The 1,395-nt window shown below is 71.5% G+C and carries 1 protein-coding gene; it reads left to right on the top strand.

Annotated features, from left to right (window positions below; translation table 11 throughout):
* On the top strand, nucleotides 1–1,395 hold a 1,395-nt coding region (locus ACFC02_RS05025), incomplete at both ends, for an acetyl/propionyl/methylcrotonyl-CoA carboxylase subunit alpha (RefSeq protein WP_376352307.1).

The raw sequence follows: 1,395 nt of genomic DNA, 5'->3' as shown, positions 1-1,395 counted from the left end.
CAAGGTGCTCATCGCCAACCGTGGCGAAATCGCTGTCCGCGTGGCCCGGGCCTGCCGGGACGCCGGGATCGCGAGCGTGGCCGTCTACGCGGACCCGGACCGGGACGCTCTGCATGTCCGCGCCGCTGACGAGGCGTTCGCCCTGGGCGGTGACACCCCGGCCACCAGCTACCTGGACATCGACAAGGTCCTCAAGGCAGCCAAGGAAGCCGGCGCGGACGCCGTCCACCCCGGCTACGGCTTCCTCTCGGAGAACGCCGAGTTCGCCCAGGCCGTCCTGGACGCCGACCTCATCTGGATCGGCCCCCCGCCCCACGCCATCCGCGACCTCGGCGACAAGGTCGCCGCCCGCCACATCGCCCAGCGCGCCGGCGCACCCCTGGTCGCCGGCACGTCCGACCCCGTCTCCGGCGCCGACGAGGTCGTGGCCTTCGCGAAGGAACACGGCCTGCCCATCGCCATCAAGGCCGCCTTCGGCGGCGGCGGACGCGGCCTCAAGGTCGCCCGCACCCTCGAAGAAGTCCCCGAGCTGTACGACTCCGCCGTCCGCGAGGCCGTCGCCGCCTTCGGCCGCGGCGAATGCTTCGTCGAGCGCTACCTCGACCGCCCCCGCCACGTCGAGACCCAGTGCCTGGCCGACAAACACGGCAACGTCGTCGTCGTCTCCACCCGCGACTGCTCCCTGCAGCGCCGCCACCAAAAACTCGTCGAGGAAGCCCCCGCCCCGTTCCTGAACGAGACCCAGACCGCCGAGCTCTACCGCGCCTCCAAGGCCATCCTCAAGGAAGCCGGCTACGAAGGCGCCGGCACCTGCGAGTTCCTCGTCGGCCAGGACGGCACCATCTCCTTCCTGGAAGTCAACACCCGCCTCCAGGTCGAACACCCCGTCACCGAAGAAGTCGCCGGCATCGACCTCGTCCGCGAGATGTTCCGCATCGCCGACGGCGAACCCCTCGGCTACGACGACCCCGCCCTGCGCGGCCACTCCTTCGAGTTCCGCATCAACGGCGAGGACCCCGGCCGCGGCTTCCTGCCCGCCCCCGGCACCGTCACCCGCTTCGACGCCCCCACCGGCCCCGGCGTCCGCCTCGACGCCGGCGTCGAAGCCGGCAGCGTGATCGGCCCCGCCTGGGACTCCCTGCTCGCCAAACTCATCGTCACCGGCCGCACCCGCGCCGAAGCCCTCCAGCGCGCCGCCCGCGCACTGGACGAGTTCCACATCGAGGGCATGGCCACCGCCATCCCCTTCCACCGCAAGGTCGTACGCGACCCGGCCTTCGCACCCGAGCTGACCGGCTCCAGCGACCCGTTCACGGTCCACACCCGCTGGATCGAGACCGAGTTCACCAACGACATCAAACCCTTCACCGCCCCCGCCGACACCGACACCGACAC

The organism is Streptomyces sp. NPDC056160 (assembly GCF_042268205.1).
In the GTDB taxonomy this organism is placed as follows: Bacteria; Actinomycetota; Actinomycetes; order Streptomycetales; family Streptomycetaceae; genus Streptomyces.
This window is presented reverse-complemented; position numbering and strand designations above follow the sequence as displayed.